Genomic DNA, 20783 nt, shown 5'->3' with positions numbered 1-20783 from the left:
CCCTACCGCGAGTTGTTGCCGGTGCCCCCGCTCGTACCCCCGCCTCCAGAAACGCCCCCACCACCGCCGAGGTTGAGCCCCACACCGATGTTGATTCCACCAAGGTTGAGCCCAATGCCAATGCCGATGCCGATACCCCCACTGCCTGTGCTGCTGGCGCCGCCCCCACTGGCAGTGACCCCGCCGCTCGCGGTAACCCCGCTCCCGCTGGCACTGGCCCCACCGCTCGCGCTGGCCCCGCTCCCGCTGGCACTGGCCCCACCGCTCGCGCTGGCCCCGCCGCTCGAACTCCCACCTACGTTGGCGCCGCCGGCCTCGCTGCTACCGGCGGTCCCTCCTCCAGCGCCACTGCCACCTGTGCTCACAGTGCCCCCCCCGCTCACGCCGCTGGTGCCCAGGGTAACCCCGTTGGTCACGATGACGCCTCCACCCCCGCCGTTCACGGTGGTCCCGGCACCGACACTGACGCCGCTGCCGGTCACATTCGCCCCGGCGCCGACACTGACGCCGCTGCCGCTCACGTTCGCTCCGGCGCCCACACTGACACCGCTGCCGCTCACGTTCGCCCCGGCCCCGACACTGATGCCGCTGCCGCCTTTTACGCCGGTCCCACCACCGACGCCCACGCCCAGGCCGCCGACGGCGGCCTCGCCGCCGGCGCCTGTCTTATCGCTGCGTGCTCCGATGCCGACGTTAACATGGTGAGCGCCAGGGCCGCCTACGAGTGTGGCACCGGCACCAACACGGTTGCGACCGGTGGGGACCGAGGAAGCCGAGTCGATGCTAGGGTTGGGCGTAGGCGAGTCGCCCGTGACGCCGATGCCACCATGCACGCCGAGGTCGATATTGGGCGCGGCGCCACGAACTCCGGTGTCGCCCTGCACCGAGGAACCGCCGGCGATGCTGCTCGCGCTGGAGGCGGGGCCGACGGGACCCGTTCCCCTGGATCCGCGGGCGTGGATGCCATCGCGAGCGTCAACCACGGCCCCCTGCTTCGTGCTGAGATTGGTGCCCTTGGGAGCCCCCGTTCCGCCGTTTCCACCCGGGCGCCCGCCGGTCTTCTCGTTGGTCACCGCGTCCTTGACAAGGTCTCCGACCGTGAGCCCAGCCGGCAGCAGCCCGCTCGCCTTCAACTGCTCGGCCGCCGCGGCGACATGATTCACCCAATCCCCGAGCGAGTTCATCTTGGATCCCAGCTGCCCTTCGCTTGCCCCCGATCCTCCCACCGACACTCGGGATCCGTTCACCTCAGCGAATATTCCCGTCGCTTCGGTCACCGTCAGGATGCACCCACCGGAACCGCAGGCAAACGTCCCTCGAAGCTCCCCGAGCCGTGTGCGTGCCTCGGTCGAGAGTCCGGCCACCCCCACGACAAACTTCCCGCAGGGTCCGCCGGCCGGGCATGCGCCCGACGCCGTCATTGTCAACCGCACGGGCAGCCCGCCGATTTTCCCATCGGTCGTGGTCACGCCACCCGCGCTCGGCACCTGGACGGGCGAGAATTGGTAGTTCAGCGCGTACTGACCCGTTACCGGGTAGCCGGGGATGAACACGCCCCGCGCTTTGTCCACCGCGAGTCTCAAACCGTACACCGGACTGGAGGGCGGAGCGAGGGGATCGAGCAGACCAGCGCCCAGACCAAATGCTCCCGCGATCGCGACGAGGGCCGCCACGCTCAGCCAGAGTCCCGCCCGCCGCCATGCCGCTCTCCCCGGCGCCACGGAATCCCGGACCTGCTGCGCCGCAACCAGCAGCGCCTGCCGCACCGCAAATCGCCCTTCGGGGAGCGGCGCCCGCAGGCTGACGACCCGGAGCCGCCGAGCTGCCTCGCCAAGTTCGGCGAGGTCCGGAGTCTCCGCGGTAATGCGCTGCCACTCGGGGCGTTCCTTCCCCAGCAAATCCCCGAGCAGCGCCTCTAGGCGGTTCTCGCCCAGCGGGTCAGAACGCTCAGCTGCGTAGCCCTGCATCGGCCTGTGCCTCCCTCCAACGAACTCGGAATGCATGAAGCGCACGAAGCTGCAGACTCCTCACGGCTTCCTCGGTCTTTCCCGTGAGCCCCCCGACTTCGCGCGCGCTCAACCCCGCAACGATCCGAAGCAGGATGACCTGTTGATGCTCCGGGCTCAACGCGTCCACGCAGCGCCAGATCTCATCCCGCTCCAATCGCGCCAGAACCAGCTCCTCCGGATCCCGCTCGGTCCCGGGACTCTCGGACAGTGCCGCTCGCTCGGTTCGCTGCCTCCGCCAGGACCGCAAGGCGAAGTGGTCCGCGATGCCGACGAGCCAGCTCCCGACGTGCTTCGGCGTCGTCCCCTTCTGAAATGCGGCGAGCGCCGTGGCAAACACCTCCGCCGTCATTTCCTCAGCGGCGTCCCGGTTGCGCAACCGCCACAGCAGGTAGCGGAACACCCGCGGATACTGCACGTCGTAGATCCCGGCGAAATCCTCTCGGTTCATTCCGCGCGCTCCTTCCTGTCGCTCAGTGCCACCAGACCCCGCAACGTGACGAAGAACCCTCCGAACGTATGAGGTGCGCCATCCGTCCGGATGTCTCGTTTCCCTACCCCTTACCTACCGCAGGGGGGAGAGGTTCAGTCTATTCCGGGTGATGGTTTGGGTTATCTTTCGGATTAGCGCAGTCGGTGGCGGGGCCGGAGTCTTCGAAGAAGTATGGGAGAAGATCGACCTAACCCTGGGCACCGCGGCCATCATCGCCTGCTCCGGGGCCGCCGGGTGGGATATGGGGGTCAGGATGCGGGGGGTCTTCCGCGCCGCCGCTCCACTGATGCGCCCGGACGGTGCTCTCGTCCCAAGAGCCTCGCCAGCGCGCCGATATCCTCGACGTCCTCCAGGCGATCGATCATCGCCCCGATCTCCTCGCCCCGGCCCGGGGAAATCACCTCGCGGGTCAGGGTCGCGAACTTCTCCCGAAGTTCGGGGGGGTCAGCGGGCACTCCGGGGCACCTTTCGGATACGTCACGTCGCGGCGGAACCGGCGTCCGCCCGTCGTCTCGATCTCGATGATGGACCGGTAGAGATCGGGGTAGGTTTGATCCAGCTCCTCGTCGCCGACCACCTGGATGTTCTCGGAAAGCCGCCGGATCTCGGGATCGCCCCGACGGTCGTGGAGAATATCGGAAAACTCCACTCCGCCTTTATGGGCGGCGAGCGCCAGCACGTACTGGGCGCAATGCGAGCGCAACGGGTTGCCGTCGATCACGTGGTAGCCGGAGCGGGGGCACCGCAGGGTGATCCGCCGCATCGCCTCGGGGGCCACGGCGTCCGCCGCCCGGATGTCCAGAAGGCCGTCGAGCCCGGGGTGGATGAACGCACAGCAGGCGTAGCGCTTGAACGTCATCTCCATGACCTTGAACCGCTCGCCGAGCCCGTCGCAGAGCGCCCGTCCGTCCCACCGCCCGCTGAACGCCTGACCCAGCGGATACTTCCCGGCAAACACCGCCGGGGGGCCGCCGAAACCGCAGGAGGCCAGGTGCGCGGCCCGCACGCCGTGCCCGGCCGCGAGCCCCATGTTGTACGGGCGGGAGTGCTCGCTCGGATCGCTCACCCAGGCCAGCAGACCTGAGGCCGAGGTGCCGGCGAGTCCAAACGCGTGCCGCCGCGGCGCCCCCCGCAGCCCGATCAGGCGCGCCGCGGCCGCGAGCACCCCGAACGTCCCGGCGACGCACGACGGGTGAAACCCGCGCGCATACCAGGGCGGCGCCTCCGAGCGCGGCGCTGACCCGGCAGCCGACGTCGATGCCGACGACGATCGCGGTGAGCACGTCCCGGCGGCACTTCTCGCCGACCGCCAGGGCAGCGGGACCCACGATGGCGATCGCGTGCATGATCGCGCCCGGGTGGTGGCTTTCCACGTCGCAGTAGTAACCGAATGTCCCGTTGATGAGCGCCGCCGTCTCGATGTTGGTCCTGAACTCCGCCCCGAACACCTGCGCCTCAGGAGTGCCGCCCACCTCGCGCCCGAACCGCCCCAGGACCTCACCGTTGTCGTACCGGGCGGAGGTGGCGGACAACAGGGCGCCGAGGCCGTCGTAGAGCACCTCCTTGGTCCTCTGCACCACCGCAGCCGGGAGCCGCTCAAACGTGGCCCCCTCGACAAACCCGGCGATCCGGTCGGTCCCCCCTCGATCCCGCCGTCCACCCGCGCCACCGCCTGCGCTCCGACGTTCCGGGTCAGCGCCCGGTCGACCCGATCGCCTCCATGAAACGATACTTGTCGTAGATCGGGCGGCGGGGGACTTTGGACGCGGTGGTCGCCGTCCCCTCCATCCGGGCAACGATCAACCACGGGCCGGGCTCCGCCAGGCCGCGGCGCACCGCCTGTGCCAAGGCATCGAGATCAACGACGGCCTCGACGTGCGAGAGCCCCGCCCCCCGGCCGATCGCCGCGAGGTCCGCGGCCACCGCGGTGTGAGAGGCCTGCCCGCCCGTCGTCTCATACGTCTGCGTATCGCAGACGATGTGCACCAGGTTCGAGGGGCGCAGCGCCGCGATCGTGGCGAGCGAACCGAGGTTCATGAGGAGCGAGCCGTCGCCGTCGAGGACGACGACCCGAAGATCGGGCCGGGCCAGGGCGAGCCCCAGTCCCACCGACGAGACCGTGCCCATCGCTCCCCAGGTGTAGAAGTTCTCCGGCCGGTGCCCGGCGGCGAACAGGTCGTAGGTGTTCTTCCCCAGGTTCGCGAGGACCGCCGCCCGGCCGAGCAGCGGGAGCAGCCGCTGAAACGCCTCGAGGCGAGTCATCGCCATGTCTTCCCCCCGCTCAGCGCCGTCGACAGGATGAGCGCAACGGGCAGTCCACCGCCGAATGCCAGTTTTGTCGCCCCCTCCACAATCGGGGCGATCTCCTCGGGATGGTTGATCCAGAACGCCTGCACCCCGAGGGCCTCAAAGATCCTGGGGGCCGCGCGCCCGAGCGGCACCTGCACGCTGTTGAACTCGCCGAGCCGCCCCCGCTCGCTGATCACCATCAGGAAGGGAATTTGGTAGCCGATCGCCAGCCCGCACAGGGCGTTGATCGAGTTCCCGAGGCCGCTGCCCTGCATCACCAGCACACCCTTTTTCCCGCCGAGGAACCCGCCGCACAGGATCGCCAGCGCCTCTTCTTCGCGGGTGGCCGAGACCATCGTGAGCGCGCCGTCCCGGTGCAGCAGCTGCAGCAGGCGATCGGCCACTTCGTCGGGGACGTACGCGACCATCTGGTACCCGTTGCTCTTGAGCGACTCGGCCATCTTCGCGCTCCAGTCCATCCGATGCCCCCTTCACCCCGAGCGGCCTGCGTGCGCGGCGGCGCCGGTTCCCGCCAGCCGGCCGAAAACCGCCCCCGCCATCAGCCCCGTTCCCCCGGGGTAGTTGTCGTAGAACAACCCGCCCACAAGTTCGCCGCAGGCGAACAGTCCCCCGATCCTCCGATCGTCGGCGCCCGCCACGGACGCGTCCGCTCCCACCCGGAGCCCGCCGAAGGTGAACGTGATGCCGCAGGTCACCGGAAAGCACACGTACGGCGGCGAGTCCAGCCGTTGGGCCCAGTTCGATTTGGGGAGCCGGAGGGCGGCGGCGGCCTTCCCGTCCCTGATCGCGGGGTTGAACGGGCGGTCGCCGACGGCCGCGTTGAACTCGGCGACCGTGCGCGCGAACGTGCGCCCTTCGAGACCGGCGGCGCGGGCCAGCTCGTCCAGCGTGTTCGCCTGGATGCGGGTCGTGCCGGTAAGCGTATAGGGCTTCTTCAGCAGCCGGACGGTCTTCTGATCGAAGATTTGAAACGCCACCCGCTGCGGCTGGCGCATGATCTCCCGCCCGAAGCGCGCGTAGGTGTAGTTGCGGAAGTCCTCCCCCTCGTCGACGAATCGCTCCCCGTGGATGTTGACGTACATCCCCAGCGGGTAGGAATCCCGCTCGAAGTGCTGGACCGCCCGCCGGTCGTTGGCCGCCGGGGCGTTGATGTCCCAGGCCACCGCGTGGGCCCCGCTCCACTGCCCGAACGGCCGGGCGCCCACCCCCAACCCCATCTTGATGCCGTCCCCGGTGTTGTGCGGGGTGCCGCGCACCTTCACCCCTCTCCACTTCGGCCCGAGGTGTGCCGCCCGCATCTCGGGGTTGGCCTCGAACCCGCCGCAGGCCAGGACCACGCTCCGCGCCCGGTGCTCCAGCGCGCGGGTTCCGGTCGAGACGCCAACCCTCCACTCACGGGCGGCGGCGTCCCACGCCAGGGCGGTGGCCCGGGACTCGTACATGACGGCGACATCCGCCGCCTGCGCCGCCCGGTACAGCGCGGCGATGAGGCCCGGCCCCTCCCCCCTCACCTTCACCGCCAGGCCGCCCCAAAAGCGATACGTCTCGCCCACGAGGAAGGACTGTCGATCGTAGGCCAGGACGAATTCCACGCCCTGCCGGCTCAACCAACCCATCGTCGGGAACGCCTGCGAAGCGAGCGCCCGCCCAAGCGCAGGGTCCGTCTGTCCGTGCGTGACCCGCTGGAGATCGCCAAGGAAGTCGTCCTCGCTGTATCGTCCGACGTCGACCTTGCCCGCTTGGGTGAGGGCCGGATCCTTGACGATCCGGCTCAGGTCTTCCACCCCCCCGTAGGGAAACCGCAGCGCGCCGGCGGTCACCGCGGAGTTTCCTCCGCGCGCCTCAAGCGGCGCGCGTTCCAGCAGGAGCACCCGGGCCCCGTGCTCAGCGGCGGCCAACGCCGCGCAGAGGGCGGCGTTCCCGCCGCCGATCACGATCACGTCGATAACGTCCACCGCTCACCCTGGTCCGTCGAGGCGGGGGTCCAGCGCCCGGTCGAGAAACGCCCCCAACGCCGCTTGAAAGGCGGCCGGCTCCTCGACGTGCGGGGAGTGGCCGCTGTGTTCGAAGACGTAGAGTTCGGCACCGGGGATCAACCCCGCGATCTCGACCGACTCCTCAACCGGACAGATCCAGTCGTGGCGTCCGACCCCAACGAACGTGGGAGCGCGCACCGCCGCGAGGCCCGCCCGGGCGTCGTAGACGGCATAGTCCCGGATGAGGGCCCGGCGCGTCTCGGGGTCAAACTGTCGTCCGGCAAGGTTCGCCGGACAGCGGCGCCGATCATAATAGTACATGGGCAGTATCGTCTCGAACGCGCGCCGGAAGGCGTCGGGGTCGGTGAGAGATCCATCCCACAGCGTACGGTACGCCTCCTGCATCGCCGGGGTGCCGAGCCGGCCCATGTTGGCGGTGGCGCGCGCCATGAACCCTCGGCTGGCCGAGGTGCCGACCAGGATGAGGGCGCGCGGCTCGGTGGGATGCCGTCCGGCGTAGAGCAGCGAGACGAACCCCCCCGCCGAGGCGCCGAGCACGAGCGGACGCTCGAGCCCGAGCGCGCGGCAGAATTCGTGGAGGTCCTCGGCCAACTGTCGTTGGGTATAGGTCTCCACCGGCGCGCGGGAGGATTCGCCGTGCCCCCGGTGCTCGTAGGCAATGAGCCGCACTCGGTCCGCGAGGGGCGCGAATGCCGACAGCATCTGCGGGTGGCTCATCCCCGGCCCGCCGTGGACCAGGATGCACGGCGGCCCCGACCCCGCCGACTCGTAGTGCAGTTCCACCCCGCCGACTCGAACCTTCATCGCCGCCTCGGGTCGAGCGCGTCGCGGAGCCCGTCCCCGACGAGGTCGGTGCTGAGCCCGACGAGGAAGATCGCCGTCCGGGGAAAGATCGCGATCCACCACGCGCTGTCCACGTAACGTCTCCCCTCCACTAACCATGTTTCCCCAGCTGGGGGCGGGGGGCTGGAACCCGACGCCGAGATCGCTCAGCCCGGATTCGATCAAGATCGCATCGGCGATGAACAAGGTCGCCTGCACGATCAGCGCCGTGAGGAGGGTGGGCAGCAATGAACGCCGCAGCATCCCGAGGCGCCCACCGCACGGGTCGCCTCGATACACTGGTGCTGCCGAACACACCTCCGGGCGATTCGTTCCAACCGCGGGACGGGTCGAAGACTGCGCGGGACCGTTCGCTGCCGAAACGGAAGACCCCTGCGATCTGCGCGTGGGTCAGGAAGGGCGAAGCACGTGGCACGGGGTATGATACACATGGTCTTCGCCGCACGCACAACTTCACGACACCACAGGAGGTCGGCCGCTTATGGAAGAACGCACGATGCCATGCTTGGCGGCCGTCGGCGCGCGCATCGCCTCCTGCGCGCGCCGGGCAATTGATTAGCGGTGCCGGTAGAAGTTGGCCAACAGTCGGGATGATCCGGGTCGCACGGCTGGGCCTGATCGCGGTCGCCATCTTGGCCTTCGGGCAGGCCGCGTCCGCCCACGCCCTGCTGAGCGCATCTGATCCGGCATCGGGAGCCACGCTCGACCGCCCGCCGCAGACGATCACGCTGACGTTCACGGAGGAGCCGGAACCGAGCCTCTCCAGCATCAGGGTTCTCCTCCCCACCGGCCAGCCGGTCTCGCAGGGGTCGATCCAGACGATCCCGGGCCGGCCGCGCACACTGCAGGTGTCGGTCGGCCCGATTGCCGCCGGCGTCTACACGGTGGCGTGGCGAACCGTGTCGAAGGTCGACGGACACGTCACCGGCGGCGCCTTCGCGTTCGGGGTGGGCACCTCCCCCGCCAATGCCACGTTGCCCCAGGTCGTCAGCCCCCCGCCCTCCGTCCTCGGTGGAGCAGCGCGCTGGGCGTTCTATGCGGGCCTCAGCGTGCTCCTCGGGGCGTCCTGGGTGTGGACGATCGCGCTCCCCTCCGTCTCGACTCAGAACGGCCGCTGGCTCTGGATTCCTTGCCTCCTCGCGCTCCTCGGCGTTGTCGCCCTGGGGGAGTCTCAGCGCCAAGACGCCGCGGCACCGCTCGCGCAGTTCTTGAATACATCCCTCAGCCGGGCCCTGGCGTGGCGGATCCTTCCTCTCCTCGGCGTCGCCGCCGCCCTCGCCGCCCGGGGAGGGACCGAGCGTCGATGGCGCCTGAGCCTGTGGGCGATCGGGATCTTAGCCGCGGCGGGTGCCCTCGCTCACGTCGTCGCCGGCCATGCGGCGGCGGCGTTGGGGCCGTGGCGCTGGGCGAACGTCGCCGCGCAATGGATCCACGTGGTGTCGGTCGGCGCGTGGCTGGGAGGGCTGGCGGTCCTGATTCCCGCGCTCGGACGGACGCCGAGCGACGCGAAGGCGGGCGCGGTGCGGCGGTTCTCGGGTGCCGCGGGGATCCTGCTGGTGCTCGTCGCCGCCACCGGCACGCTCCGAGCGGTCAACGAGGTCGGCGGGTGGGGGCAACTGACGGCGACGGCGTACGGTCGGTTGGTGATGCTCAAAGCGGCGCTCCTCCTGCTTCTCGCAATCCTGGGCGGCGTCAACCGCTTCCGGAGCGTCCCCCGCGCGATCCAAACCCTGGCCGGCCTCCGGCGGATCGGCGCGGCGGAGCTGGCCGTCGGCGCCCTGACGCTGGCGGTCGCGGCGACGCTCACGCAGATCGCCCCCGCCAACTTCCCCACCACGCAGGCGGAGGGTCCGCCGCCTCTCGTGGCCACGGGAAGCGACTTTGCCACCACGACGCACGTGCGGCTGGAGGTGGCCCCGGGCTACCCCGGCCCGAATGGCTTCACGGCAAGCCTCCGCGACTTCGACACCGGGCGGCCGGTCGACGCGGATCGGGTGAGTCTGCGGTTTACCCCCAGGGACCGCCCCGACATCGGTACCTCCTCATTGGATTTGGCCCGAAGCACGGACGGGAGTTACCGGGGTCAAGGGAGTAACTTATCTCTAGAGGGCCCGTGGGCCGTCACCGTGCAGGTGGAACAGGGGGCGAACTCGGTCGAGGTTCCCCTCGCGCTCGACGTGCGCGCCCAGCCACAGCGGATCCGGACAATCGAGGCGCCCGGACAACCCACGCTGTATTCTATCGACCTCTCAGGGGGGCGGGTGCTCGATGCCTATCTCGATCCGGGGCGGGCAGGGCTCAACGAGGTGCATGCGACGTACATCGATGCGGCCGGCCACGAGATGCCCCTTCCTCAACTGGCGACGATGACGGCCAACCGCCCGGGGGGAACCCCCGCCCCCCTTCCGGTCAGACGGTTTGGCCCCGGCCACTTCATCGGGGATGCGCAGCTGTCGCGAGGCGAGTGGGACCTTACGTTCACCGTAACCACGGCGGCGGGTGAGGTGCTGCGATCGCACCTCCCCGTCCGCCTCTAACCCATCCATGGAGGGAGGCGTGAGCACGTCACCGCGATCCCGATCGACCACCGGGGGGGTGGGATTCGGAATCGGGCCGCTGGGACGGGCGGGGGCGGTGCTCGGGGCGGCGGTCCTGCTCGGCGCGCTGGCCGGGTGTGCGCCGCGCCCCCAGACCGGAACCCCGTCGCCAGCCGCGGGCGCCCGCCCCCGGTCGACCGCGACCGTGGCGATCGTCTCGCCGATTCCCGGGGAGGAGATCACCGGGCGCACCCTCCACGTGCGCATCCGGCTGACCGGTGGGGTGATCGTGCCTCAGACCTCGACCCAGCTCAGCCCGGACAAAGGGCACGTCCACCTCAGCCTCGACGGCAAGGTCGTGTCGATGAGCTACGGGGTGACGCAGGACGTCCCGGTGACGCCGGGCGCCCACATCCTGACGGCCGAGTTCGTGGCCACCGACCACTTCCCGTTCAACCCGCGGGTGCTCAGCACGATCACGTTTACGGTCAAATGAAGCGGGACGGCGGCGATCTCATCGCGCCGATGAGCGAGGCGTCGTCGCGGAGCGGGGAGATCTGCCGACTCCCCCGGCGAGATTCCCGGACCGCCGCGATCCTCGCCGCGGCGTGTATCGCGCTGGGGTGCGCGGCGCTCGCCGCGCGGCCCCCGGCCACCATCGCCGCGCTTACCGTGCTCGGCGCGATCGGGATCGTCGGCGCGATCGCCCCGGTGCCGCTGCGGCGCGAAGCGCCCCCGACCCCCGCGGGGTTGGCCGTGGTGGTGGGAGTGGGGATCGCCGCGTTCGCGGCGGGCCGACTGCTCACGGCCCCGGTCGGACCGCCGGCGACGCTTGTGGCCATCGCGGCGACGGTGATGGCCGCCGCATGCGAGGAGATCTTCTTTCGACGGCTGGCGTACGGCTGGCTGTGCCAGGCCGGGGCGATCGCCGGGGTGATCGGCACGGCCGGCCTGTTCGCGGTGGTGCACGTCCCGGCCTACGGGGTCCGAGCCCTTCCGCTCGACCTCGCCGCGGGGATCATCTTCGGCTGGCAGCGGTGGGCGACGGGGGGATGGCTCGCCCCGGCACTCACCCACGCCACCGCCAATCTGCTCCAGATATTCTGACATGCCCCCACAATACCGTCGCGCGGCCGGCATCCGGGTGTGGATCTGGGGGGCAGTCGCGGTCGGCGTCTACCTTGTGGCGGGAAGCTCGACATGGCCGCAAATCCCGACGCACCTCCTCTACGAAGGCATCGCCCCTCCCCTCCCATATCGCTGGGTCCATCCCCCCGCTAACCTCCCCGAACCCAACCAGTCCCCACAGACGGGGCAGGAGTCGATCACACTCGGCGCCGCCGGCTCCCCCTCCACATCCGTGGTGACGGGAGATGGGCAGGCCGGCGTGATCCTCCGGTCCGGGGCGATCGCGCCGCGCCCGGGAGCCCGCGCGGTCGAGGTGACCATCACCCCGCTCGACCCCGGGACGCTGTCCCCACCCCCGGCGAGACTCCAGTTTGACGGGAACGCCTACCGCGTCGAGGCGACCGACGCCACAGGAGGATCCGTGCTCCTGGGGGCGCCCATCACCGTGGTCCTCCGCTACCCCAGGCACGCCACGATGCTGCTTCGCTCCACGGGGACGGGGTGGACCCCGCTCGAGGCGCACGTCGTCCCGGGGTCGCTGCAGATCTTCGCCAGCACGGATCAGCTCGGCGTGTTTATCGCTGCCGCGCCCGAGGGGGCAACGGGCATCTCCTGGATCGCGACCGTCGCCGTAGGCGCGGCCATCGCCGGCCTGCTCGCGGCGCTCATCGCCTTCGCGGCGGGCCGGCGGCGCCGCCAGACGGCGCGCCCGGGCGCGTGAGGGGGAGGACCATCCTCGTGCGCGTGGACGGGTACAAGCGGCCCTCTGCCGACTCCGCGTCAGGCCACGAAGGCACGACGGGGGGAGCGCGGACCGCCGCGTCCCGGAGCGAGTATTCAACGATACGGGGACACCGCGAAGACGTGCCATCCTTTGGATACGCAGAAATTGTTCTCTCGGGGGAACGCGGGGTCGCCCTCGCCAGGGTATCATGGACAGGCAACGACGCGGCAGAAATCGGTGATCGAAGATGTCCAGACCCTGCAGAATCTGCGGCCACGACAGGCGCAGCGAAATCGAAAAGGCGATCCTCAGCGCTGAACCGCATGATCTGATCGCGCTGCGCTTCGGGACCTCCGTCTTGGCGATCCTGGGCCATCGAAGCCACATTTCCGCGGGGGCGGCAGAGACCCCCCCGGCCCCTCGAGGCCCCGAGCCCTTGTTGGATCAAATGCGGATCTTGCAAGAGAAATGCCTTGGCATCTTGCAAGCTGCGGAGTCCTCGACGGAAGTACGAAGGGTATTCTTGGCCACCCACCAAGTCCGGGTGCACTTGAAACGGTTAGGCGATTTGATGGAGCGGCTGCAAAAAGAGCACGGGGAAAGTGCCGCGCAAGTACCCTCAAGCACGCATCTTTAAACCGCGGGGGCTCATCACGCCGCCGTGCGCACGGGGTAACGGCCGGGCGGGTATCGGCGGATCTCCGAACGACTCAGACCGCGCCACGGCGCCGGGTTGGCCCGAATCGTGGGACGGCCGCCGCTCCCCTCGATGGGGCGGCATTTCTTCGGTATTCGGGCGGCGGTTAGGTCAGCGCCGGACGCGTCACCGCCCAGGGGGCTGCGGCCTCGAACGCGGCGGCGGCGCGAAGCACCAGGGCATCCGCCAGCCGGGGGCCGATGATCTGCAACCCCACCGGCAGTCCCTCCGACGTCCGGCCGCATGGGACCGTCGCCGCCGGAAATCCGGTCATGTTGATGGGGTAGGTGAAGGCAAACCACCCCGTCAGCGCCACTTTGCGCCCGCCGATCTCTTCGTAGAGGTTGACGCCGACCGGCAGCGGGGGCGCGGCCAGCGTCGGCGTGAGCACCAGGTCGTAGCGGGCGAAGCACCTCCGAAACGACTCCCCGAGCGTGCGCCGGCAGTTGGCAGCGTTGATGAAATCCACCGCCGTCCAGCGCATTCCGCGGTTGATCATCGTCACCAGGCCGGGGTCGAAGCGATCGCCCCACTCGGTCAGCTTATCACCCAACCGCGCCGCGATCGAAGCTGAGAACAGCACGTCAAACGCCCCCTCCGGGCTGGGGAAGCCCGGGGTCGCGGCGTCTACCCGGCATCCGGCGTCGGCGAAGTGCTTCACGCCGGCCTCCGCGATCCGCCTGACCTCGGGGTCGACCGGAGCATACCCCCAGTCGGGCGTCCAGGCGAGGCGGAGTCCTGATACCCCGCGGTCGAGCTCGGCGAGGTAATCCGTCCCGTCGGCAGGCAGCGAGCTCAGGTCGCGCGGATCGGGACCCGTGATGGCATTCAGCATCAGCGCGGCGTCGCGCACGGTCCGTGTCATCGGCCCGGTGTGCGAGAGCGTCTCGAGGCCGCCGTAGGTGGGCGCAGCGGCGACGAGCCCCAGGGTCGGCTTCAGCCCGAAGATGCCGCAGCAGCTGCACGGTATTCGGATCGACCCGCCGCCGTCGGTGCCCACCGACAGCGGCCCGAGCCCGGCCGCCACAGCGGCGGCGCCGCCTCCGCTCGACCCTCCGGGGGTGTGCCCGAGGCTCCACGGGTTGCGGCTCGGGCCGAACACCGGGTTGTCGGTCACCCCTTTGAATCCGAACTCCGGGGTGTTCGTCTTCCCGAGGCCGATGGCCCCGGCCTGCCGGAGGCGCTCGACGACCGGGGCATCCTCCTCGGGGACATAGTGCTCGAACATCTTCGACCCCCAGGTCGTCCGCACGCCTTTGGTCATGATCAGGTCTTTGATCGAGACGGGAACGCCGTGCAGGATGCCCAGCCGGTCTCCCCGCATGACGGCCGCCTCGGCATCTTTGGCAGCGGTTCGCGCTGCGTCCGCCGTCACCGTGCAGAAGGCGTTGAGCGCGGGATTGAGCCGGTCGATGCGGGCGAGCACCGCGTCAACGACCTCGACGGGAGAGAGCTTCTTGTTCTTGATCGCCCCGGCCAGCTCGGTTGCCGGCGTGTAGCACAGCCCAGTAGTGTCCATCGTCCGATCCTCCTGGAGCGGGGTGCCGCCCGGCCGTCACCTTCGACATCGCCTGAAGTTCTCCTGAGGAAACCGCCGGGGGATCATCGCCCCTCCGCAAACAACCCGGCCACGGCCGTTGCGGGGCGTATCGGTCTCGCCGGCCAGGTATTCGCGGTGGGGTGATCGGTGCCCGGCGCCGTTCACCCACCCGACGCTCCCTGTATATTCACGTAGAGTGAATAGATCGACGTGCTGGCCGCCATGAACACCCGGGTCCGGTGCAGCCCGCCAAAGCACAGGTTCGCGCATCGCTCGGGGAGCGCGATATGGCCGATCGGCTGGCCGGCCGGGGAGAATATACGCACGCCATCCAGGTCGGGATCGCCCATGCCCCACCCGCACCAGAGATTGCCGTCGACGTCGCAGCGGAGCCCGTCCGGCGTGCCGGGGCCGGCATCGATCAGCACGCGGCCGTTGGCGAGCTTGGTACCGCCTTCCACAACGTCGAAGGCCCGAATCTTGCGCGGTGATGAACGCGATTCGACGACGTAAAGCTTGGATTCATCCGGCGAGAAGGCCAGCCCGTTCGGGCTGCTGATCCCCTCGGCCACCACACTCGTCCGACCCGTCCGGCCATCAACGCGGTACACGTTCATGGGCAGTTCCTGGGTCGCGGGGTGCCCTTCATAATAGCCGAGAATGCCGAACGCCGGATCGGTGAACCAGATCGAATCATCCGACTTCACCACGACATCGTTCGGGGAGTTGAGCGGTTTCCCATCGAACCGATCGAGCAGAACCGTGATCGTACCGTCGTACTCGGTGCGCGTCACACGCCGCGCGTCATGCTCGCAGGTGATCAGGCGGCCTTGACGGTCGCGGGTGTTGCCGTTGGCGTTGTTGGTGGGCTTTCGGAAGACGCTGACCGCGCCGGTTTCCTCCTCCCACTTCATGATCCGGTTGTTCGGGATATCGCTCCACAATAGGAACCGTCCATCGCCGAACCATACCGGCCCCTCGGCCCAGCGGAATCCGGCGGCCAGGCGTTCAACGGCTGCCTGAGCGAGACGGTACTTTGCAAAGCTTGGATGCAGCACCCGCACCGCAGGATCAGGGTATCGTTGAATCGACTCCCACATGGCGTCAATCCTCCTAGCATATCGACATGAGCGGCGGCACCTGCCTAATCTGAGGCGACGGCCGGCGCGCACATTTACCGAACTCAATTCTCCCCGTCCGAATTTGGCCGACGGCGCCGATGGACACATCCCCTGGCAGGGGACACCATCGTCCGAACACCATCGCTGTCCGATGGGTTGGATCCACGTTAGAATTAGGCCTGCCGATTTGCAAGGGACGGCCCGGACCGTACGCTTCGAACCCCGACGACCCACGCGTGCAAAATGGCGCCCTCCAACTCCCCTACGAGCTCGCCATCCGCATCCCACGCTTTGGCTCGTTTTTGAGACCGAGCGTGTAATTTCCTACGACCGGCGATCCGCAAAGACTCTTCGCCTCGCCCGCGTTGGACAACCGTCCCGCGTCGTTCGGATACCGTAATGCTATATTAAGCACTGTGGGGGCCGGCGATACACACCGCCCGTGCGGGAGGCTGCGATGACACTGCGTGATCGCGTGGCAATTGTCACGGGCTCGAGTCGCGGGATTGGTCGAGGGATCGCCGAACGGCTGGCGGCGGAAGGGGCGCGGATCGTCGTCAACGGACGCCGGCCGGAGACGATCGAGCCGGTAGCGAAGTCCATCCGCGCCACGGGAGGGGAGGCCGTGGCGATCGCTGCGGACGTCGGGTACAAAGGGGACGTGGACCGGTTGTTCGACGAGACGGTACGCGCCTTCGGCGGGGTGGACATCCTCGTGAACAACGCGGCGTGGGCAACGGCGTCGGCGCATTTCCTAGAGATGGATGAGACTCACTGGGACACCGTCATCCGCACGAACTTGAAGAGCGTCTACCTCTGTTCCCACCGGGTGGCAGAGTTCATGGTTGACCATCGCCGCCCCGGGAGCATCATCTCCATCAGCTCGTTCGCGGCCGCCCGCGCGCATCGGATGCAGGGGGCCTACGACGCCAGCAAGGGTGGCCTCGAAGCGCTGACCCGAGCGATGGCGGTCGACCTCGCGCCCTTTCGAATTCGGGTCAACGCCGTGGGGCCCGGCGCGATCCACACGGAGGAGTACGAACCGCTCGGCGAGGAGGCAAAGGCGAAGCGGGGGCGGGTGGTGCCGCTGGGACGGGTTGGCTACCCCGCGGATATTGCCGGAGCAGTGGCGTTTCTCGCCTCCGACGACGCGAGCTATATCAGCGGCCAAATCCTCTATGTCGACGGCGGCATGCTGGCTCAGCTCCGCTCCCCGCAGGTGGACACCCCGTTACCGCTATCCGTCTCGGCGAAGCTGCGCGAGTAGCCTCCGCCGAGACCGCAGACAACTGCACGGATGCTCCCGGGGCCTTGCACCGACGGCAACGTGTCCGGGGCGTACGACCCCATCAATCGCCGACGGGGGCAACCTGGATCAATGTAGGCAGTCTGCATCTGTGTGCGTGATCGAAAACCCTTAGCCCCCGCTCCGATCGCCTCGAAGTGGTCGTGCGGAACGCCGGCTTGAGCCAGCTGTCCTATTTGAGGCCGGTGAGCGTCACACCCCGGATCATGAACCGCTGAGACGCGGCATAGGCGATGAGCATCGGCGCCGTCGCGATCACCGCTCCAGCCATCAGGGGGCCGTAGTCGATGCCGTAAGGATCCTTGAAGAGGGCAATGCCGACCGGAAGCGTGCGCAGCCCCTCGGAGTTGATAACAATCGTCGGCCAGAGGAAGTCGTTCCAGCTGCCGAGGAACAAGATCAACGCCACAACGACCAGCATCGTCTTGATCGATGGGGCGACGATCCTCAGGACGATGCCCACCTCGCCCGCACCGTCGATGCGTGCGGCTTCGATCAGATCCATCGGGATCGTGCCGATCGCCTGACGAATCAGAAACACCCCAAACGCGCTGGCAAAATTCGGTGCGAGAATGCCGGCGTAGGTGTCCACCCACCCGATCCGGGCGAGCAGCACGTAGAGCGCGACGCTGCTCACTTGGACGGGCACCATCAGCGTCCCCAAGATGAGGAGGAACAGCGGCGTTTGAAGAGGGAATCGGTAGACCGCGAACGCGTATGCGGCGAATAACCCAAAGAGCATCGACAAACCGACGGAGATGACCGCGACGATCAGGCTGTTCTGATAGTAAACGAGCCAGGGCGCCCTGGCCCAGGCGTCGGCGAAATGCTCGAACGTGATGTGCGAAGGGAACCACCGCGGCGGGAAGGCGATGATATCCGAGGCCGGGCTCACGGCAGTGACGAGCATCCAGTAGAACGGAAGCACCATCACCACCCCGCCGAGTGTCAGCAGCGCGTACACAAGGGACCGGCGGATCACCTTTCCCGTCTTTACCCCTCCCGTCCGGGATTCGCGGGGATCAATACGCCACCTCGTACCGCCGGCTGTAGATGTACTGGAAGACCGTCACGACCAAGATGATCACGAAGAGCACCGTCGCCTCCGCGGACGCGTACCCGAAGCGGTATCGGCGGAACGCCTGATGGTAGAGTTCCAAGACGACCACATTGGTGCTGTTCGCCGGCCCGCCGCTCGTCAGGACGAAGACCTGGTCGAACGCCTGCAGCGCGAAGATCATGTTGTAGATCACGATGAAGATCGTGGTAGGCGCAAGGAGCGGCACCGTAATCGACAGAAACCGCCGGAACGGTGACGCCCCGTCGAGGGTCGCCGCCTCATGAAACATCGTCGGGACGGCCTGCAAACCCGCGATGTAAATCACCATATTGTAGCCGAGCGTCTTCCACACACTGAAAATGATGACGGCGGACAGCGCCATGTGGCTGGACATCAGCCACGGTTGGGGAGGGAGATGCAACAGCTTTAGGATCACGTTGAAGAGTCCGAACTGCGGATTGTACATCCACCACCAGACGACGGCGGCGGCGGTTGTGCTGGTCACCGTTGGGGAAAAGTACACCGCCTTGAAAAGATCCTTTAGGCCGAACTCCTCAGTGAACACCACCGCCAGCAGCAACGCCAGCACCGTCGAGACCGGCACGATGACCGCGGCGTAGATCAGCGTGTTCACGAGCGCCTGGCGGAAGACGGGGTCCTGCAGCATGTCGCGGAAGTTGCTCAGCCCTATGAACGTGAGCTGCTGCTTGAGGAGCTCCACGTTGAAGACGCTGAAGTACAAAGTCTCGAGGGACGGCCAGACGCGAAACAACCCAAACAGGATGACGACCGGAGCGATAAATGCGTATGCGTGCAGGTAGTGGCGACGGTAGATCCGACGCAGAGCGTACGCGACGCTCGGCATGCTTAGACTGAACCGAGGAAGGGGCGTACCGCGTCCATCACGTCACGCGGTACGCCCTCCCCCGCCGTGCTACTTCGCGGCGTCCGTTATCGCCTTGTTCCCTGCCTGCGCAGCTTCCGTCAGCGCCTGGTCGACGGTCGCCTCGCCGTGCCACGCTTTCTGGATCGACGCACCCAACGCCTCCATCACGCCATCGAGCCCGAGGTTCAGTGGGTACCGGCGACCGTATTTCGCGATCTTGAGCAACGCCTGATCGTAGCTGTCGGACTTGAACGGCTCTTTGGCCCAGTTGCTCTTGTACCGCGGGGTCATTCCGAACTTCGCCGCAACCGAGTAATCGTTGGCCTCGGTGCTGAGCCATGCGATGGCCTTCCAGGCCATCGCATCGGACTTCGCCGCCTTCGGGACAGTAAAAATCCAGCCGCCCAGCAACGTCACGGGTTTGTCGCCCGCCTTGGGTACCGGAGGAACCTCCATCCCCCACCCGGTCTGCCACGGCATGTCGGGGGCTTCCTTGGGCTGGCGGGCCCGGATACTGACGGCTTCGCTGATTTGCATCGAGGCGATCCCCTTGAGGAACGCGGCGCGCGGGTCCGGGAAGTTCAGGCTGGTGCATTTGTCAACATTCAGCATGTTGAGCACGAGCTGCAGCGCGGACCGACCGCTCGCGTTGTCGAACATGACGTGGCCGCCGCGCAGCGCATTCTGATCGTTGATCAGATCACCGCCGGCGCCCCACAGCGCCCAGGCGAACTTGTCCACGATGCCGTGAGGCTCGCCGACGTGCCGGATGGCGAATCCCACGCGGGTCAGGTTGCCGGAGGCGTCACGGCGGGCAAGCTTCTTGCAGTCGGCGCGAAGTTCGTCCCACGTCTGCGGCCCTCGATTCGGGTCGAGGCCCGCCTCCTTAAACTGCTGTTTGTTCCACGTCAGGGCATACACGTCATACCCCAGTTGCGGATAGCCATACATCGTCCCATTGCCAAAATCGGAAAGCGCCACCACGTCGGGGGAAACGGCCGCAAGCCATCGCTTGGCTACGGCGGGGGGGAGCTGCTCCAACATCCCCTCCTTGAGAAACCCGGAGACCCAAGAGCGATCAACAAAAATGATGTCCGCAATGTTCTTCGCCGCCGCAGCCGCGAAGATCTTTTGCTCCATCGTGTCGTAATCCAGACCAACAAGGTTGACCCGAACGTTGTTGGCGTCTTCGAAAGGCTTAAAAAGTGCGGGGTCATGAAACGGGGACGTGGGGCCGGCGGCAACATCCCCCGCCGGATACCAAAGCGTGATCGTCGTCTTGGCCTGTGCACCCACGTACGAGGTGCCAACGCCGAGAATCAACATCAGGACCACCGTGATCACTAAGCGACCTCTCATCACTCCCTCCCCTTCATTATGCCAAGCTCTGAAACCGCACTTGGACGACAGAAGATTGAGGAACCGGCCTCGTACCGACAACCGATGCAAGCAGACACCATTCTTGAGATTGGAATCTGATCGCTTGACTCTCTCATCTCCTTCCAAGGTATTCACACTTTGCGAAAAGGTGTTCTGGAGTTTCCACGATAGATTCCCGAACACCTTCCGATCGGAAGCCCCTCGGGAATCCAGCCGCTTCTGAGAGCGAAAATCACCCCCGGGTCGTTGAAAGTTCCGGCGCCGGGGGCAACCTTCATCTTGAATCGCCGCCAAACCGTATAGTAAGAATAGGTTGACCGGTAATACCGGTAGACCAATCCCCGGGCCGCGTTGGAGGAACAACCCGAGGGGATGCTAGCGGCCCGCCCTTGCGCTCCCCGCTCACTTGACGGAGAGCGCCAGGTTGAAGATCGGCAGATACAGCGAGATTAGCATCGCCCCGATCACGACGCCCATGCCCACGATCAGGATGGGCTCGAGGATCGAGGTCAGGCTGGCCACGGTGTTCTCGATCTCGGAGTCGCAGAAGTCCGCCACCTTCGTCAGCATGGTCTAGGCGCACACAAGTACCTATACATGGACGTCGCCTAGGCTGTACTGTTTGGATGTAGTGTTGACACTTGGAGGGCTACCTCCCGTGACAGCAAGAGGGTCACAGCCCAGCCTCCGAATACTCCAACCGAGACCTGCCGGGTTTCGGGAGGAGGGAGACGGACGTGACCCTCGAGGACAGC

19 protein-coding genes are annotated in these 20783 nt (G+C 67.5%); 5 read left to right on the top strand and 14 right to left on the bottom strand.

From position 1 onward, the window contains the following. Nucleotides 1-2: 2 nt before the first annotated feature. The 8 genes from VKV57_17570 to VKV57_17535 all read right to left on the bottom strand — a co-directional run bounded on the left by VKV57_17570 (nt 3) and on the right by VKV57_17535 (nt 7610). Nucleotides 3-1967: a hypothetical protein gene (locus VKV57_17570; GenBank protein ID HLW61714.1), complete on the bottom strand. Its 1965-nt coding sequence runs from the start codon at nt 1965-1967 to the stop codon at nt 3-5. Then, nucleotides 1948-2457 carry a sigma-70 family RNA polymerase sigma factor gene (locus VKV57_17565; protein ID HLW61713.1) on the bottom strand — a complete coding sequence of 170 codons (510 nt, stop codon included), beginning with the start codon at nt 2455-2457 and terminating at the stop codon, nt 1948-1950. The genes VKV57_17570 and VKV57_17565 overlap by 20 nt, the downstream gene beginning before the upstream one ends. 290 nt (nt 2458-2747) lie before the next feature. Further along, nucleotides 2748-2954, bottom strand: coding sequence for a hypothetical protein (locus VKV57_17560; GenBank protein ID HLW61712.1), 207 nt, complete (start codon nt 2952-2954; stop codon nt 2748-2750). Next, the gene (locus tag VKV57_17555) at nt 2909-4000 is read right to left on the bottom strand and encodes an MmgE/PrpD family protein (GenBank protein ID HLW61711.1); all 1092 of its coding nucleotides are present in this window, start codon (nt 3998-4000) and stop codon (nt 2909-2911) included. Before VKV57_17555 ends, VKV57_17560 begins: the two co-directional genes overlap by 46 nt. Nucleotides 4001-4191: 191 nt before the next feature. Further along, a complete protein-coding gene (locus VKV57_17550) occupies nt 4192-4767 on the bottom strand; it encodes a thiamine pyrophosphate-dependent enzyme (GenBank protein HLW61710.1) in 576 nt (191 codons plus the stop codon). Then, nucleotides 4758-5267 carry a phosphonopyruvate decarboxylase gene (locus VKV57_17545; protein HLW61709.1) on the bottom strand — a complete coding sequence of 170 codons (510 nt, stop codon included), beginning with the start codon at nt 5265-5267 and terminating at the stop codon, nt 4758-4760. The genes VKV57_17550 and VKV57_17545 overlap by 10 nt, the downstream gene beginning before the upstream one ends. A gap of 12 nt (nt 5268-5279) precedes the next feature. Beyond that, entirely contained in the window at nt 5280-6764 is a 1485-nt protein-coding gene (tcuA, locus tag VKV57_17540) for an FAD-dependent tricarballylate dehydrogenase TcuA (protein ID HLW61708.1), read from the bottom strand. A 3-nt stretch (nt 6765-6767) separates the two neighbouring features. Next, nucleotides 6768-7610 (bottom strand): alpha/beta hydrolase, encoded by an 843-nt coding sequence (locus VKV57_17535; protein HLW61707.1) that lies wholly within the window; start codon nt 7608-7610, stop codon nt 6768-6770. A gap of 629 nt (nt 7611-8239) precedes the next feature. Here VKV57_17535 and VKV57_17530 point away from each other — a divergent pair. The 4 genes from VKV57_17530 to VKV57_17515 are packed head-to-tail and all read left to right on the top strand — an operon-like array spanning nt 8240 to nt 12035. Beyond that, nucleotides 8240-10186 (top strand): copper resistance protein CopC, encoded by a 1947-nt coding sequence (locus VKV57_17530; protein ID HLW61706.1) that lies wholly within the window; start codon nt 8240-8242, stop codon nt 10184-10186. A 19-nt stretch (nt 10187-10205) separates the two neighbouring features. Then, complete coding sequence (locus tag VKV57_17525; GenBank protein HLW61705.1) at nt 10206-10682, top strand: hypothetical protein; 477 nt, start codon at nt 10206-10208, stop codon at nt 10680-10682. Then, nucleotides 10679-11293, top strand: a complete 615-nt coding sequence (locus tag VKV57_17520; protein HLW61704.1) for a CPBP family intramembrane glutamic endopeptidase — start codon at nt 10679-10681, stop codon at nt 11291-11293. Before VKV57_17525 ends, VKV57_17520 begins: the two co-directional genes overlap by 4 nt. A 1-nt stretch (nt 11294) precedes the next feature. Then, nucleotides 11295-12035 (top strand): hypothetical protein, encoded by a 741-nt coding sequence (locus VKV57_17515; protein HLW61703.1) that lies wholly within the window; start codon nt 11295-11297, stop codon nt 12033-12035. Between the two features lie 806 nt (nt 12036-12841). Here the strand turns inward: VKV57_17515 and VKV57_17510 are convergent. Together VKV57_17510 and VKV57_17505 are read right to left on the bottom strand one after the other, a co-directional pair. Continuing rightward, on the bottom strand, nt 12842-14254 hold the full coding sequence (locus VKV57_17510) for an amidase (protein HLW61702.1): 1413 nt from the start codon (nt 14252-14254) through the stop codon (nt 12842-12844). A gap of 182 nt (nt 14255-14436) precedes the next feature. Then, entirely contained in the window at nt 14437-15375 is a 939-nt protein-coding gene (locus VKV57_17505) for an SMP-30/gluconolactonase/LRE family protein (GenBank protein ID HLW61701.1), read from the bottom strand. A gap of 478 nt (nt 15376-15853) precedes the next feature. On the opposite strand from VKV57_17505, the gene VKV57_17500 reads away from it, so the two are divergent. Further along, complete coding sequence (locus VKV57_17500) at nt 15854-16663, top strand: 3-oxoacyl-ACP reductase family protein (protein ID HLW61700.1); 810 nt, start codon at nt 15854-15856, stop codon at nt 16661-16663. Nucleotides 16664-16874: 211 nt separating this feature from the next. On the opposite strand, the gene VKV57_17495 is transcribed toward VKV57_17500, so the two are convergent. The 4 genes from VKV57_17495 to VKV57_17480 all read right to left on the bottom strand — a co-directional run bounded on the left by VKV57_17495 (nt 16875) and on the right by VKV57_17480 (nt 20598). Further along, a complete protein-coding gene (locus VKV57_17495) occupies nt 16875-17684 on the bottom strand; it encodes a carbohydrate ABC transporter permease (GenBank protein ID HLW61699.1) in 810 nt (269 codons plus the stop codon). 40 nt (nt 17685-17724) lie between these two features. Further along, a complete protein-coding gene (locus VKV57_17490; protein HLW61698.1) occupies nt 17725-18627 on the bottom strand; it encodes a sugar ABC transporter permease in 903 nt (300 codons plus the stop codon). A gap of 69 nt (nt 18628-18696) precedes the next feature. Next, nucleotides 18697-19992 (bottom strand): extracellular solute-binding protein, encoded by a 1296-nt coding sequence (locus VKV57_17485; protein HLW61697.1) that lies wholly within the window; start codon nt 19990-19992, stop codon nt 18697-18699. A gap of 438 nt (nt 19993-20430) precedes the next feature. Then, complete coding sequence (locus VKV57_17480; protein HLW61696.1) at nt 20431-20598, bottom strand: type II secretion system F family protein; 168 nt, start codon at nt 20596-20598, stop codon at nt 20431-20433. Nucleotides 20599-20783: the final 185 nt, after the last annotated feature.

This window comes from bacterium (assembly GCA_035307765.1).
GTDB lineage: Bacteria > Sysuimicrobiota > Sysuimicrobiia > Sysuimicrobiales > Segetimicrobiaceae > Segetimicrobium.
This window is presented reverse-complemented; position numbering and strand designations above follow the sequence as displayed.